A 12707-nucleotide genomic window follows, 5' to 3' on the forward strand; every position below is an offset into this window, starting at 1 on the left:
TCCTTACCCCGCCCGCCGCCAGCGCTGCCTGGTCGATGCCGCCGCTCGTGCGCGCCAGCCTGGGCGTGCACGGCCTCGCGGCCGGCGTGGCGCTGGCACTGCCCGAGCAGGCGCCGTGGGCGCTGGCCGGCGTCGCCCTCAACCATGCCGCGCTGACTGCGGCGGGACTGTGGCCGCGCAGCCGACTGCTCGGGCCGAACATCACGCACCTCGGCGATGCCAGTGCCGGGCGCGGCGAGGTCGCCCTGACGCTGGACGACGGCCCCGACGCCGAAGTCACGCCGCGCGTGCTCGACCTGCTGGACCGTCACGCCTGGCGCGCCACCTTCTTCTGCATTGCCGAGCGCGCCCGCGCGCAACCCGCGCTGCTGCGCGAGATCGTGGCGCGCGGGCACAGCGTGCAGAACCACAGCGCGGTGCACCGTCACAACTTCTCGCTGCTCGGGCCGCGCGGCTTCGCCGCCGAGCTGACGCGCGCGCAGGACGTGCTCACCGACCTGAGCGGCCAGCGCCCGACCTGTTTTCGCGCGCCGGCCGGCTTGCGCAATCCCTTCCTCGACCCGGTGCTGCACCGCCTGGGCCTGCACCTGGTGAGCTGGACGCGGCGCGGCTTCGACACGCGCGAGCGCGATGCCGGCCGCGTCCTCGCGCGGCTCACGCGCGGCCTTGCCGGCGGCGACATCCTGCTTCTGCACGATGGCCACGCCGCGCGAAGCGCGCAGGGCGAGCCGGTCGTGCTGGCGGTGCTGCCGCGGCTCATTGAGCGCTGCCGTGATGCAGGGCTGCACGGCGTCACGCTTGCCGAGGCGCTGCCGGCCCGTGTGGCGGCGCGTGCCGCATGAGGGCGCCGAGCCGGAACGGCCGGGTCGCGCGAAACGCCGGTAAGCATCCATGAGCCGCCCCTTCGTCGACTCCACCGGCGCTTCCGGCGACGCCGGCCTGACGTCTGCGCAGCAAGCCCGGCGCACGCCGCCGCCCGACGAGACGCGTCGTGCGTTGACGACAGCGGCCACCGACTTGCCTCGTGGACGATCTCCCCGAGTCCCTTCGCGCGCCGACATCGCGCAGCCGCGCAGCGAGGCCATGCCGAGCCGCGCGGCAGTTCAGAGTGCGAACCGCGTCTGGCGCGAGCTGCACCACGCAGCTTGCGCGCCTTATCGAGCCGCGGGGCGCTTCGCCTGGCATTTCGCGCGCGGCAAGCTCGGCCACGACCCGGTGTTTCGCGCCTTGCTGCAGCGCGGCGATGTGCCGGCCCAGGCCCGCCTGCTCGACATCGGCTGCGGCCAGGGCCTGCTCGCCAGCTTGCTGGTCGCAGCGCAGGACGTGCACGCGCGCGGCGAGTGGCCCGCGGCCTGGGCCGACGCGCCGGTCGGTGTGCGCTACACCGGCATCGATCTGATGGCGCGCGACATCGCGCGTGCCGAGCAGGCCGCCTCGCAGCTGCCGGGCGCGCCGCGCTTCGTGCAGGCCGACATGTGCAGCGCCGAGCTGCCCGGCAGCGACGTGGTGGTCATCCTCGACGTGCTGCATTACGTCGACATCGCCGCGCAGGACGCCGTGCTCGCCCGCGTGCGCGACGCGCTGCGGCCGAACGGGCGCCTTCTGCTGCGCATCGGCGACGCCGCCGATCGCCACCGCTTCGCGGCCAGCCAGTGGGTCGATCGCATCGTCACGCTCACTCGCGGTCACCGCGTTGCGCCCACCTTCGGCCGACCGCTCGAGGCCTGGATCGGGGCGCTGCAGGGGCTCGGCTTCGCGGTGCGCAGCGTGCCGATGAGCCGCGGCACGCCGTTCGCGAACGTGCTGCTGATCGCGGATTCGAGGGAGCAGCGCGCATGAGCCGCCGGGCTGTTCCCGAGGCGAATACCGCAGCGCGTGGCGCAGGGGTTGCCTTGTGAGCACGGCACCCGGCCGAAAGGACGAGGGCGGTGCGCCGATGCAGCCGGTCGCCGTCACCGACTACACGCTGGCCAGTGCGCTCGGCACCGGCCGAGCGGCCACGCTGTCGGCGCTGCGCGAAGGAAGAAGCGGGCTGGCGCAGCGCTCGTTCGAGTCCGTCCGGCTCGACACCTGGATCGGCGAAGTCGAAGGCGTCGATGCCGAACGGCTGCCCGCCGCGCTGCACGACTACGACTGCCGCAACAACCGCCTGGCGTGGCTGGGGCTGCAGGCGGACGACTTCGCCGCGAGCGTGCGGCGCGCGCGCGATCGCCATGGCCCCGGGCGCGTCGGTGTCTTCCTCGGCACGAGCACCTCGGGCATCCTGCAGACCGAACTGGCCTACCGCCGCCGCGACCCGGACAGCGGCGCGCTGCCGGCAGACTTTCGTTATGCGCAAACGCACAACAGCTTCTCGGTGGCCGACTTCGTGCGGCGCGCACTCGATCTGCACGGCCCCGCCTTCGTCGTTTCGACCGCTTGCTCGTCGAGCGCCAAGGTGTTCGCCGGTGCGGCGCGGATGATCGGGCTCGGCCTGATCGATGCCGCCGTCGTCGGCGGCGTCGACAGCCTGTGCCTCACCACGCTCTACGGTTTCAATTCGCTCGAACTGCTGTCGTCCGACATCTGCCGGCCCTGGGACGCCGAGCGCCGCGGGCTCTCGCTCGGCGAGGCGGCCGCCTTTGCGCTGCTCGAACGCGGCGAAGGCATCGAGGCGCAAGCCTGGTTGCTCGGCGTGGGCGAGAGCAGCGACGGCCACCACATGAGCAGCCCGCATCCCGAAGGTGCGGGCGCGGCCGAGGCGATGCGCGGGGCGCTGGCGCAGGCCGGGCTGGTTCCGGTGCAGATCGACTACCTCAACCTGCACGGCACCGCCACGCCCAACAACGACGCTGCCGAGGATCAGGCGGTGCGTGCAGTGTTCGGCGAGCAACTGCCCTGCAGCTCGACCAAGGGCGCGACCGGCCACACGCTGGGTGCTGCCGGCGGCGTGGAAGCCGCCATCGCGCTGCTGGCGCTGCAGCACGGCCTGATGCCGGCCGGCCTGAACCGTGGCACGCCCGATCCCTTGCTGCGCTGCAACTATTTGGATGCGTCGCGTGCCGCGCCCTTGCGCATGGTGGCGAGCAATTCGTTCGGCTTCGGCGGCTCCAATGCCTGCCTCGTTTTCGGCGCCGACCAGAGCGCCGCGAAAGAGAGGCCCCGTGCAGCGGGGATGGAAGGGGCGCTTGTGGCGACGGCCGCCGACGGTTCTGCCGTGAATGCGTTCGGCGGTGCGATGAGAGCGGCGCCATGAGTGAGCCGCTGGTCGTCGAGGTGTGCGGTGTCGGCCTGCTCGGCCCGGGCCTGACCGATTGGACGAACGGACAAGACCTGCTGCGCGAGCCGTCGCGCTGGAGCCCGAGCGCGACGCCGCTGGCCGCGCCGGCGCTCCTGCCCCCGGCCGAGCGGCGCCGCGCCGGCGCGATCGTCAAGCTCACGTTGGCAGTCGCCGAACAGGCGTGCGCGCAGGCCGGCATCGATCCACAGGGGCTCGCCACGGTGTTCACCTCGTCGAGCGGCGACGCGGCCAACTGCCATGCGCTGTGCGAGGCGCTGGCCGCGGCCGAGCGCCTCGTGTCCCCGACGCGCTTCACCAACTCGGTCCACAACGCCGCCGCCGGCTACTGGCACATCGCCACGGCCTCGCGCGCGCCGTCCACCAGTCTGTGCGGGCACGACGCCAGTTTCGCGGCGGGGCTGCTCGAGGCGGTGGTGCAGTGCGTGGCGTGGCAGCGGCCGGTGCTGCTCGTGGCGGGCGACGTGCCTTATCCCGAGCCTTTGCAGAGGGCGCGGCCGCTGCCGGACGCTTTCGCGCTGGCGCTGCTGCTCGCGCCGCCATCGGGAGCGTCGGCCGCGGCGCAGTTGAGCCTGCGGTTCGGGTCCGATCTGCAGGGACACGCACAGGGCGACGAGCGCTTCGATGCGCTGCGCCTCGGCGTGCCTGCCGCGCGCGGCTTGCCGCTGCTCCAGGCGCTGGCGCGTCGCGAGTCGGCGACGCTGCGGCTCGATGATCTTGCGCACTGCCCCTTCAGCATCGACCTTGCTTTCCGGGAGACAACGTCATGAACGCGCTCGGAGCTCGGGACGATCCGCCGGTTGTCGGCTCCGGCGTCGTCCCTCCACCCCCGACCGGTCTGGACCATGCCGGCATCGCCGCGCGCATCCCTCACGCCGGCCGCATGTGCCTGCTCGATCGGCTCGAAGCCTGGTCGGACACGCACATCCGCTGCAGCGCGACCAGCCATGCCGATGCCGGCAACCCGATGCGCAGCGCCAGCGGCCTGCTCGCGCCCTGCGCGATCGAATACGCGGCGCAAGCCATGGCGCTGCACGGCGCGCTGCTCCGTGCGCCCGCAACGCTGCCGTCGCCCGGATACCTGGCCAGCGTGCGCAGCGTCGCTTGCCATGTGCTGCGGCTCGACGACGTGGCCGGCGCGCTGCAGATCGAGGCCGAGCGTCTGGCCGGCGATGGCGGGCCCGTGCTCTACCGCTTCAGCGTCGGCGACGAGCGCGGCAAGGTGCTGGTCGAAGGTCGCGCTACCGTGGTGCTCGATGCGCCGTTGGCGGTGACGGGCGAGGGCGGTGCAACATGAGCTGGCCGTCGAACCGCCCGCACGCCGGGCGCGCCCCGCGCACGACGGAAAAGGCGCTCTTCCCGCTACGAGCCGGTCGGTGCGCGGCGCCTTGCGGATCGTCATGAGCCTGGCCGGCAAGCGCGCTCTGGTCACCGGTGCGAGCGGCGTGCTCGGTGCGGCGATTGCGCGGCGCCTGGCGCTGAACGGGGCCACGCTGCTGCTGCATGCCAACTCGCGGCCCGAAGCGGTCGAGGCACTCGCGCTGTCGATTCGCGCGAAGGGCGGCGAGGCCGAGCCCTGCGTGTTCGATCTCACCGACGCCGAGTCCACACGCGCTGCCTGCGACGCGATGCTGATTGCCGGGCCGGTGCAGATCATCGTCAACAACGCAGGCGTGCACGACGACGCCGTATTCCCCGGCCTGCGCGCTGAGCAATGGCACCGCGTCATCGACGTGTCGCTGCACGGCTTCTTCCACGTGACGCAACCGCTGCTGCTGCCGATGCTGCGCACGCGCTGGGGCCGCATCATCAACCTCTCGTCGGTGGCGGCGCTGATGGGCAATCGCGGCCAGGTCAATTACGCTGCGGCCAAGGGCGCGCTCAACAGCGCCACCAAGGCGCTTGCGCTGGAAGTGGCGAGCCGCGGCGTCACGGTGAACGCCATCGCCCCGGGCATCATCGAATCGAAGATGGCGAATGCCGCGTTCGATGCCGCCGCCATCGCGCAACTTGTGCCCTGCAAGCGAGCCGGCACGCCGGAGGAAGTGGCTGCGCTGGCCGCATTTCTGGCGAGCGAGGACGCGGCCTACATCACGGGGCAGGTCATCTCGATCAACGGCGGTATGGCCTGAGCGTTTCGGATCGGCGCTCTACAGGGGATCATCATGGCGAGCTTCACGGGGCAAAAGGCGAAGATGCTCGCCGGCGAGCTGTATCAGGCGAGCGATCCCGAGCTACAGGCCGCGCAGCTTCGCGCGCAGGAAATCCTCGCGAAGTTCAACGCCACGCCGGCCGAGGGCGAACCGGAACGCCGCGATCTGCTCACCTCGCTGTTCGCGCGCTTCGGCGAAGGCACGGTGATCCGGCCGTTGCTGCGCTGCGACTACGGCTCGAACATCGCCATCGGCGCGCGAAGCTTCATCAACTTCGACTGCGTGCTGCTCGATTGCAACCTCATCACGATCGGAGACGACGTGCAGTTCGGACCCGGCGTTCACATCTATACCGCGGGGCATCCGCTCGAGGCCGCATTGCGGCGATCGGGTGCCGAGTTCGCGCTGCCGGTGAGCATCGAAGACGGCGTGTGGCTGGGCGGCGGAGTCATCGTCTGTCCGGGCGTGCGCATCGGCGAGAACACGGTCGTGGGCGCCGGCAGCGTCGTGACGCGGGACCTGCCGGCCGGCGTGGTCGCGGCGGGCAACCCGTGCCGGGTTCTGCGGCCGCTCTGAGACCGCCACGCTGACGCGGCGCGGCGTGCGCGCCGGCCGCGAATGCCGGCCAGCACGCCCGGGGGACCACGGATACCTGAGCCACACCCGACGGCAACATCGCGCAACGCAGCCTCGCATAGGCATGCCTGCATGCCGTCGCCACTCTCCGTGCAGCCCCTTCGATGACCGAAGCCGCTCCTTCGAATCTTCCCGCCGTGCGGCCGCGCCGCCTGGTCGCGAAGAGCGTGCCGGGCGTCCTGCTGCTGGTGGCGCTCGTCGGTGGCGGTTGGCTCGCGTGGCAAGCGTGGTTCGCCAAGCCCGATGTGCGCGAGCAACTGCAGATCGTCACCGCACAGCGCGGCGTCTCAATCGCGCGTCTGTACGCTGACCACCTTGCCGCTGGAAGCCTCGAACACGCAGCGGTACGTGAAGGGTGCCGGGTTCATGCCGACGACTCGCTCCAGGCTGCCTTGCCCTTCCAGGCTCGTGCGGGCGTTCGATGCGCGACGAAGACTTCTCGAGTCCGACTGAAAGCGGATGGCTCCCGCGGGCGGGTACTGGTCCTTCAGCGCGGCAGCGGCGGCGGCTTCGCAGGCTTCGGGTGAAACATGCGTCAGGTCGGGCTCCCAGGGCTTCTCCGCAGCGGCCGCAGGGGCTTCGTTCTCGCGCAAGACGACGCCGCTCGCCTTGCCGGTCTGCACGTCGTAGGAGCAGGTGTAGTTGAAAGCCTGCGCCGCGCCGGCACGGGCTCGGTACTGGCCCTGCCCGGCGAGGGTGACGTTGTCGCCGGCCGTGGGCGGCACCACTCGTTTCGCGGCCACGAATTGCACCTCGTGTGCCGCCTTGCCGCGCATGTCGCGCAGGGTGTCGGCCGCGGCGGCCTCGCAGGCCACGGCTGCGGTATCGCCGCCGAGCGGCGCCGTCGCGGCCGCTGCGGTGCAGCTTGCGAACAGCAGCCCCGCAAGGCCTGTGAATCGAAGCATGGTTTTCATGGACGTTCGACCTTCACTGAAGAGTGATCGAGGCGATGGTGTCGCGATCTGGTGAGCGTGGCAAGGCCGTCCATCGGTTGAACGCGGGGGGTGGCGCATCGCCCAGCGATTGCTGACGCACAGACTTCGACTTCACGGCGTTCATGATCCGTTGCCGCGTCCCGATGCAAAAGGCCCATGCAGCCGCTCGCCCACACTCGCCTCGCCGCCGCCGCTGCCTTGTTCGGTGCACTGCTGGTCGTCACCGCGTGTAGCGGCATCGGCGGGGACGACGACGCAGCAGCCACAACCCAGGCGATCACCGACGACGGCTCGACGGTGATCGTCGGCTCTGGCCTGCCGAGCGAGCCTGCCGCGCCCGAGTTGGTCTCGGGCTACGAGGTCGGCAAGGAACTCGTCTACGCCCGCAACTACATGGTGGTCACCGCCAATCCGCTCGCCAGCCAGGCGGGTTGCGAAGTGTTGGCCGACGGAGGCAGCGCGGTCGATGCGGCGGTGGCCGTGCAGGCGGTGCTCGGGCTCGTGGAGCCGCAATCGAGCGGCCTGGGCGGCGGCGCCTTCCTGATCCACTACGACGCCGCCTCGGGAGAAGTGCAGGCCTATGACGGCCGGGAAACCGCACCGGCCGGCGCCACGGCCGACTACCTGCGCTATGTCGGTCCCACCGACCGGACCGAACCCTTGCCGAGCACGCAAGCCAGCGGCCGCTCCATCGGCACTCCCGGCACCGTGCGCATGCTCGAGCTGGCGCACCAGGATCACGGCGACAAGGATTGGGGGCCGCTGTTCGACGCCGGGATCCGGCTGGCAACCGAGGGTTTCCCGATCAGCGGCCGGCTCGCCGGTGCCATCGCAGGCGCGCAACAGCGGTTTCTGATCGATGAAGACACCGCCGCGCTCTACCTCGATGCCGACGGGCGCCCCAAGGCGCTCGGCGCCGAACTCACGGTGCCCGCCTATGCCCAGACTCTGGAAGCGATCGCCACCGGAGGTGCCGATGCCTTCTACACCGGCGAAATCGCGCAGGACATCACTGAGGAGATCGGCCGGACCCGAAGCGCCGCGGACGGCTCGCCGGTCACGCCGGGTGCGACCACGCTGGCCGATCTCGCCGCCTACGAGGCCAAGCGCCGCGACGCGGTGTGCACCACCTACCGTGCGTATTGGGTGTGCGGCATGCCGCCGCCGTCTTCGGGCGGCATCACGGTGGCGTCGATGCTCGGCATCCTGGAGAACTTCGACCTGAGCCTGTACCCGCCGACACCTATCGACGGCGAGGGCGGCACGCCTGCGGTGTTCGCTGTGCACTTGGTCAGCGAGGCCGGACGCCTGGCTTATGCCGACCGCAACAAGTACATCGCCGACACCGACTACGTGCCCTTGCCCGGAAGCGGCCTGCAGACCTTGCTCAACAAGCCTTATCTGCAGAGCCGGGCCGCACTCGTCAGCAACACGGTGAGCATGCGCACAGCCCAGCCCGGCAGCCTGAGCGCCGTGCCTTTGGGCACCGACACCACGCGCGAGAGCGGCACCAGCCATGTGACCATCGTCGACCGCAACGGCAACGTGGTGGTGATGACCACCACGGTGGAACGCGGCTTCGGCGCCTGGCGCATGGCGCGCGGCTTCATCCTCAACAACGAGCTGACCGATTTCTCGGCGTTGCCTTCCGATGCCGACGGCCCGATCGCCAACCGCGTGGCGCCCGGCAAGCGGCCGCGCAGCTCGATGGCGCCGACGCTGGTGTTCCGACAGGCGAATGACGGCAGCCGCGGCGACTTCCTCATGGGTACCGGCTCGCCCGGCGGCAGCACCATCATCCAGTACGTGGTCAAGACACTGGTCGGCGTGCTCGACTGGGGGCTCGATGCGCAGCAGGCGACTTCGCTGGTGAACTTCGGCGCGCAGAACAGCCCGACCACGATCGTCGGTGGCGAGCATCCGAACGTCGATGCCACGAACATGGGCGCCAACGACCCGCTGGTCACGGGCCTGCGCGCGTTCGGCCATACCGTTTCGATCAATCAGCAATCGAGCGGTGTGGGCACCATCATCGTGAGCGAAGACGACGGCGAGCCCGTGCTCACGGGCGGTGCCGACCCGCGCCGCGAAGGGATCGTGCTGGGCGACACCTTCGTGCCTTGAAGCGGACGCACTGCGCACCGCCGGCTCAGGCGCGCTGTGTCCGCGCGAGCGGCACGACGGCTCGGCGGTAGGGGCACAAGCGTCACGCTTGTCGCGGACTTCCCTGCCAGCCGGCTCATCGCCTCGGCCCGGCTTGATCGCATCGTGCACGCCCGCAAACGAAACGAACTCTGCGCGCAGTAGTTCTTGAAACTGCGGCAGGACAGCGGCTGAAACGACTTCAAACAGGAATGGATCGACATCACGAAGCAGCAGAGCCTCGCCCAAGGCTACGAGTTCGCCGCGCAGGACGGCGCGCCGCAACCGACCGGCCAGGCCGGCACCTTGATGGTGGTGCGCATCGATGATTACAGGCATGTCGGCGTCGCTGCACGGGTGATGCTCGGCATCATGACCGGCAATGCGTTCATCGATGCCAAGGTCGAGTTCCGCGATCTCCAGAGCGGCAAGCTGTACGGCGAGCGGTCTTACAACACTTCGTCGAGCGCGATGCAGGGCGTGTTTGCGCCGGTGACGCCCAAGCAGATCTACGCGTTGGCGGACGAGGCGCTGGCCGAGATCAAGCGACGCTGAGCCGCAGGCTCACGCCTGGAACGGCGGGCGTCTCGTGGCTCGCCGCCACGCCAGCACCGGCAGGCGCAGCACGAACTCGAGCATCAGCCGCGTGTGCATCCACGTCAGCAGCAGGTTGTCGCGACCGTAGCGGAAGTGCGAGACGCCGCCTTCCTCCGGCCGCAGGTACTTCACCGGCGCATCGAGGTTGATCGGCTTGACGCCGCGCCAGGCCAGGCGCACGACGGCTTCGGTGTCGAAGTCGAAGCGGCGCATCCAGGGCTGGCTCGACATCACCGCCACGAGCTCGGCGATCGGGTACACGCGAAAGCCGTAGAGCGAATCGCCGATGCCGGCACCGAGCGTTTCCAGTTGCGTCCATGCGTTCGACACGCGCCGGCCGCGCACCCGAAGCAGCGGCGCACTGGCATCGAAGACCGGGCGGCCGAGCACCATTGCCTCGGGCCGTTGGCGCGAAGCGGCCATAAAGGCAGGGATCAGCCCGGCGGGATGCTGCCCGTCGGCATCCATCGCCAGCGCGTGAGTGAAGCCCGCTGCCAGTGCGGCGCGCAACCCGTGCAGAACCGCGGCACCCTTGCCCTGGTTGTGCGGCAGCACCTCCACGCGCAGGCCGGAGTCGGCTTCGGCCAGCGCTTGCAGCCGCTCGGCCGTGCCGTCGGTGCTGCCATCGACCACCACCCACACCGGCTCCCACTGCGCACGAGCGGCACTCACCGTCGCGAACACCGTCTCGCCCGTGTTGTAGCTGGGGATGAGCACCAGGTGCGTCGTCGAAGCGCGTGCTTCGGCCATCGCGTTCAGTGCCCGGTGGCGGCGCGCGGCTTCATGCCGGCAGCGACGGAGCGTTCGATCTCCTCGAGCAGCGCGTTCGCGTCATCGGCCGGCGCAAAGCGCTCGCCCAGGCGCACGCTGAAGGCGATCGGCAGCGGTGGAAGCTTCCACAGCGGCCAGCCCTTGCCGAGGTAGGGCGAGTCGGTGTCGATGAAGACCGTCTGGATCGGTGCTGCGGCCAGCTTGGCGATGAGCGTCACGGCGGGGCGAAACGGATTGATCGGTGCCTGGGTGGTGCGCGTGCCTTCGGGAAAGACGACGAGTTGTCCGCCGCGTTTCAGGTCCTCGACCGCGAGGCGAACCATGCTGCGCGTCGAGTCGTTGCGGATGTAGCGTGCCAGCCGCGCGCCGGCGCCGAGGAAGGGGTTGTGCATGAGGCTTGCCTTCATGATGCAGGCGCTCTTCGGCAGCCGCGCCACCAGCAGCAGCGCATCGAGCAGGCTGGGGTGGTTGGCCACGATGATGAGCCGCGGCTCATCGCGCAGCGCATCGAGCGCGCTCGCGTCCAGGCGCAGCATGCCGAACGGTGCGACCAGCGACCAGTAGAGACGGTAGCCGTAGGCGATGCCGGCGCGGCCGACCGCCAGCCCGCGCTCACGCGGCAGCAGCGGATGAAGCAGCAGGGCAATCAGGTTCCACGCTAGCGACATCACGCCCAGCAGCAGCAGTTGTGCGAGCAGCAAGAGCGCGAGCGGCAACATGAGCACGCCGCGCATTCCCCGTTACTCGCCTTCCACGGTGACCGTGCGCGACGACGTGCCCAGCACCCACGCGTAGGCGATGCCGAACGAGAAATGGTTCTCGCGGCGCACCAGCGGGCTTGGCGCGAAGCGCGCGCCATCGAGACTGTCGTAGCGCACGAACAGGGCCGCCCAGCTACGCCCGATGCGCCGCGACATCGCCGCGGTGGCTTGCGCGCCGGCGAAGCCGCCGCTGGCGCGGTAGGCCGGCCGGTCGGCGGTCGCCTCGTTTGGCGCCACGTCGTAGAAGTAGCCGTGGTAGTCGCGGCTGCCGAACACCGGGCCGGCGTGCAGGCCGAGGTTCCAGCCGTGCACGCGCGTCAAATCGAGATTGAGGTTGGGCGTGGACACCCAGCCGATCACGCGCGCATTCGATTCCAGCGTGACGGCCGCGCGGACCGGCACGCGCAGGTCGAGTTTCCAGCCGGCGCCGCGGGCCAGCGTCCAGTTGAGGTTGGGGCCGAGCTCGAAGGTCGGTGCCAGGTCGTCCATGCCGCGGCGCGCGTCGTTGTCGTCGCTGCGCGTGGGCACGCCGGCGCCCAGGCTCAAGTCGAAATCGAAGCGGTCCGATTCGTACAGCACCGCGCGTGCGCCGTCGCGGTCGGCCTTGAAGATCCGGCCACGGTAGACGACGTAGGGCAGCGGCACCAGCCATGAATGGCTCTGGTCCGAGCCGCGGTAGTGCGGCAGCCGCAGGCCGGCTGCGCCGATGCCGACTTCCCACAGCGGGCGCTCGGCCGCGGCGGCCGGCAGTGCGAGCGCAGCCGTCAGTGCCAACAACGGGGCGATGCACCGGGGGGTCATGCCGGCACCTCGCGCGAGCCGACGGCCTGATCGAGCTCCGAGCTTGGCAAGGCCGCTGCGGCGTACGGAGCCGGCAGAACGCGAGCGGCCTGCAGAACTTGCGGCTGCGTCACCTGCGTCACCTGCGTCACCTGCGGCGTTGCCGTGGCCTGCGCGGCACGTTCGGTCCGTCCGACGGCGCGCGATGTATCGGCTCCCGGCGCGTCGGTTGCGTGCGGCACGCCGACGGCGAACGCGTGCGCCTCGATCTCCACCAGCAGGTCGGCGCGGCAGATGTCGGCCTCCAGACAAACGGCCGAGCGCGCAGCCCGCGAGTCGGTGCCGAGCACGGCCTCGATCACGGCGCGCACGCGCGGCGCGTCGTCGGCGCGTCGAACATAGACGGTGCAGTCGAGCGCCGGCAGGGTGAAGCGGGCGCTGCCGCGGGCGTTCGCTGCTTCGAGCACCGCTTGCAGGTTGACCAGCGTCTCTCGCACCTGCGCCTCGACATCGCCGAGATGCCGGCTCGCGTGGCCGACGATGCTGGCCGTGCCGGAGATGAGCAGCGCGCTGCGGCCGGCGCCCGCATCGACCAGCGCGGCGCGCGAAAAGCTCGGGCTGCGCGTCCCGTACGCGCCGGGGTAGCGGTAGGCAG

At 70.6% G+C, this 12707-nt stretch carries 14 protein-coding genes; 9 read left to right on the forward strand and 5 right to left on the reverse strand.

Translation table 11 applies throughout. The features are described from left to right. The first annotated feature begins 35 nt into the window (after positions 1–35). From H0W40_RS16705 to H0W40_RS16735, 7 genes are all read left to right on the forward strand, one after another. Positions 36–842, forward strand: coding sequence for a polysaccharide deacetylase family protein (locus H0W40_RS16705; protein WP_292448468.1), 807 nt, complete (start codon positions 36–38; stop codon positions 840–842). A gap of 49 nt (positions 843–891) precedes the next feature. Then, positions 892–1839, forward strand: a complete 948-nt coding sequence (locus H0W40_RS16710; RefSeq protein ID WP_367153833.1) for a class I SAM-dependent methyltransferase — start codon at positions 892–894, stop codon at positions 1837–1839. 97 nt (positions 1840–1936) lie between these two features. Then, positions 1937–3235, forward strand: coding sequence for a beta-ketoacyl-[acyl-carrier-protein] synthase family protein (locus H0W40_RS16715; RefSeq protein ID WP_292448471.1), 1299 nt, complete (start codon positions 1937–1939; stop codon positions 3233–3235). Next, entirely contained in the window at positions 3232–4047 is an 816-nt protein-coding gene (locus H0W40_RS16720) for a beta-ketoacyl synthase chain length factor (protein ID WP_292448446.1), read from the forward strand. The genes H0W40_RS16715 and H0W40_RS16720 overlap by 4 nt, the downstream gene beginning before the upstream one ends. Further along, positions 4044–4574, forward strand: a complete 531-nt coding sequence (locus H0W40_RS16725) for a hydroxymyristoyl-ACP dehydratase (protein WP_292448449.1) — start codon at positions 4044–4046, stop codon at positions 4572–4574. Before H0W40_RS16720 ends, H0W40_RS16725 begins: the two co-directional genes overlap by 4 nt. A 103-nt stretch (positions 4575–4677) precedes the next feature. Then, the gene (fabG, locus tag H0W40_RS16730) at positions 4678–5409 is read left to right on the forward strand and encodes a 3-oxoacyl-ACP reductase FabG (protein WP_292448473.1); all 732 of its coding nucleotides are present in this window, start codon (positions 4678–4680) and stop codon (positions 5407–5409) included. A 33-nt stretch (positions 5410–5442) separates the two neighbouring features. Next, positions 5443–6006 (forward strand): sugar O-acetyltransferase, encoded by a 564-nt coding sequence (locus H0W40_RS16735; protein ID WP_292448452.1) that lies wholly within the window; start codon positions 5443–5445, stop codon positions 6004–6006. 347 nt (positions 6007–6353) lie between these two features. Here H0W40_RS16735 and H0W40_RS16740 read toward each other — a convergent pair whose 3' ends face one another. Continuing rightward, positions 6354–6980, reverse strand: coding sequence for a hypothetical protein (locus tag H0W40_RS16740; RefSeq protein ID WP_292448454.1), 627 nt, complete (start codon positions 6978–6980; stop codon positions 6354–6356). Between the two features lie 177 nt (positions 6981–7157). Here H0W40_RS16740 and H0W40_RS16745 point away from each other — a divergent pair, with 177 nt between their 5' ends. After that, complete coding sequence (locus tag H0W40_RS16745; RefSeq protein ID WP_292448456.1) at positions 7158–9125, forward strand: gamma-glutamyltransferase family protein; 1968 nt, start codon at positions 7158–7160, stop codon at positions 9123–9125. Positions 9126–9365: 240 nt separating this feature from the next. Next, positions 9366–9698: a DUF4410 domain-containing protein gene (locus H0W40_RS16750; protein ID WP_292448475.1), complete on the forward strand. Its 333-nt coding sequence runs from the start codon at positions 9366–9368 to the stop codon at positions 9696–9698. Between the two features lie 9 nt (positions 9699–9707). Here the strand turns inward: H0W40_RS16750 and H0W40_RS16755 are convergent, their stop codons facing one another. The 4 genes from H0W40_RS16755 to H0W40_RS16770 form a co-directional block, all read right to left on the reverse strand. Beyond that, a complete protein-coding gene (locus H0W40_RS16755; RefSeq protein WP_292448459.1) occupies positions 9708–10490 on the reverse strand; it encodes a glycosyltransferase family 2 protein in 783 nt (260 codons plus the stop codon). A 5-nt stretch (positions 10491–10495) separates the two neighbouring features. Continuing rightward, positions 10496–11245 (reverse strand): lysophospholipid acyltransferase family protein, encoded by a 750-nt coding sequence (locus H0W40_RS16760; RefSeq protein WP_292448460.1) that lies wholly within the window; start codon positions 11243–11245, stop codon positions 10496–10498. A gap of 6 nt (positions 11246–11251) precedes the next feature. Further along, positions 11252–12073: a MipA/OmpV family protein gene (locus H0W40_RS16765; protein ID WP_292448464.1), complete on the reverse strand. Its 822-nt coding sequence runs from the start codon at positions 12071–12073 to the stop codon at positions 11252–11254. Beyond that, on the reverse strand, positions 12070–12707 hold a 638-nt coding region (locus H0W40_RS16770; RefSeq protein ID WP_292448466.1), incomplete at its 5' end, for a Rid family hydrolase. The genes H0W40_RS16765 and H0W40_RS16770, both read right to left, overlap by 4 nt.

It is taken from the genome of Methylibium sp. (genome assembly GCF_013817345.1).
In the GTDB taxonomy this organism is placed as follows: domain Bacteria; phylum Pseudomonadota; class Gammaproteobacteria; order Burkholderiales; family Burkholderiaceae_C; genus Methylibium.

Excerpts from the sequence above, each read along its gene's own strand:
- H0W40_RS16705 (WP_292448468.1), top strand. The coding sequence starts at position 36 with ATGCCGCCGCTCGTGCGCGCCAGCCTGGGCGTGCACGGCCTCGCGGCC.
- H0W40_RS16710 (WP_367153833.1), top strand. The coding sequence starts at position 892 with ATGAGCCGCCCCTTCGTCGACTCCACCGGCGCTTCCGGCGACGCCGGC.
- H0W40_RS16715 (WP_292448471.1), top strand. The coding sequence starts at position 1,937 with ATGCAGCCGGTCGCCGTCACCGACTACACGCTGGCCAGTGCGCTCGGC.
- H0W40_RS16720 (WP_292448446.1), top strand. The coding sequence starts at position 3,232 with ATGAGTGAGCCGCTGGTCGTCGAGGTGTGCGGTGTCGGCCTGCTCGGC.
- H0W40_RS16725 (WP_292448449.1), top strand. The coding sequence starts at position 4,044 with ATGAACGCGCTCGGAGCTCGGGACGATCCGCCGGTTGTCGGCTCCGGC.
- fabG (WP_292448473.1), top strand. The coding sequence starts at position 4,678 with ATGAGCCTGGCCGGCAAGCGCGCTCTGGTCACCGGTGCGAGCGGCGTG.
- H0W40_RS16735 (WP_292448452.1), top strand. The coding sequence starts at position 5,443 with ATGGCGAGCTTCACGGGGCAAAAGGCGAAGATGCTCGCCGGCGAGCTG.
- H0W40_RS16740 (WP_292448454.1), bottom strand. The coding sequence starts at position 6,980 with ATGAAAACCATGCTTCGATTCACAGGCCTTGCGGGGCTGCTGTTCGCA.
- H0W40_RS16745 (WP_292448456.1), top strand. The coding sequence starts at position 7,158 with ATGCAGCCGCTCGCCCACACTCGCCTCGCCGCCGCCGCTGCCTTGTTC.
- H0W40_RS16755 (WP_292448459.1), bottom strand. The coding sequence starts at position 10,490 with ATGGCCGAAGCACGCGCTTCGACGACGCACCTGGTGCTCATCCCCAGC.
- H0W40_RS16760 (WP_292448460.1), bottom strand. The coding sequence starts at position 11,245 with ATGCGCGGCGTGCTCATGTTGCCGCTCGCGCTCTTGCTGCTCGCACAA.
- H0W40_RS16765 (WP_292448464.1), bottom strand. The coding sequence starts at position 12,073 with ATGACCCCCCGGTGCATCGCCCCGTTGTTGGCACTGACGGCTGCGCTC.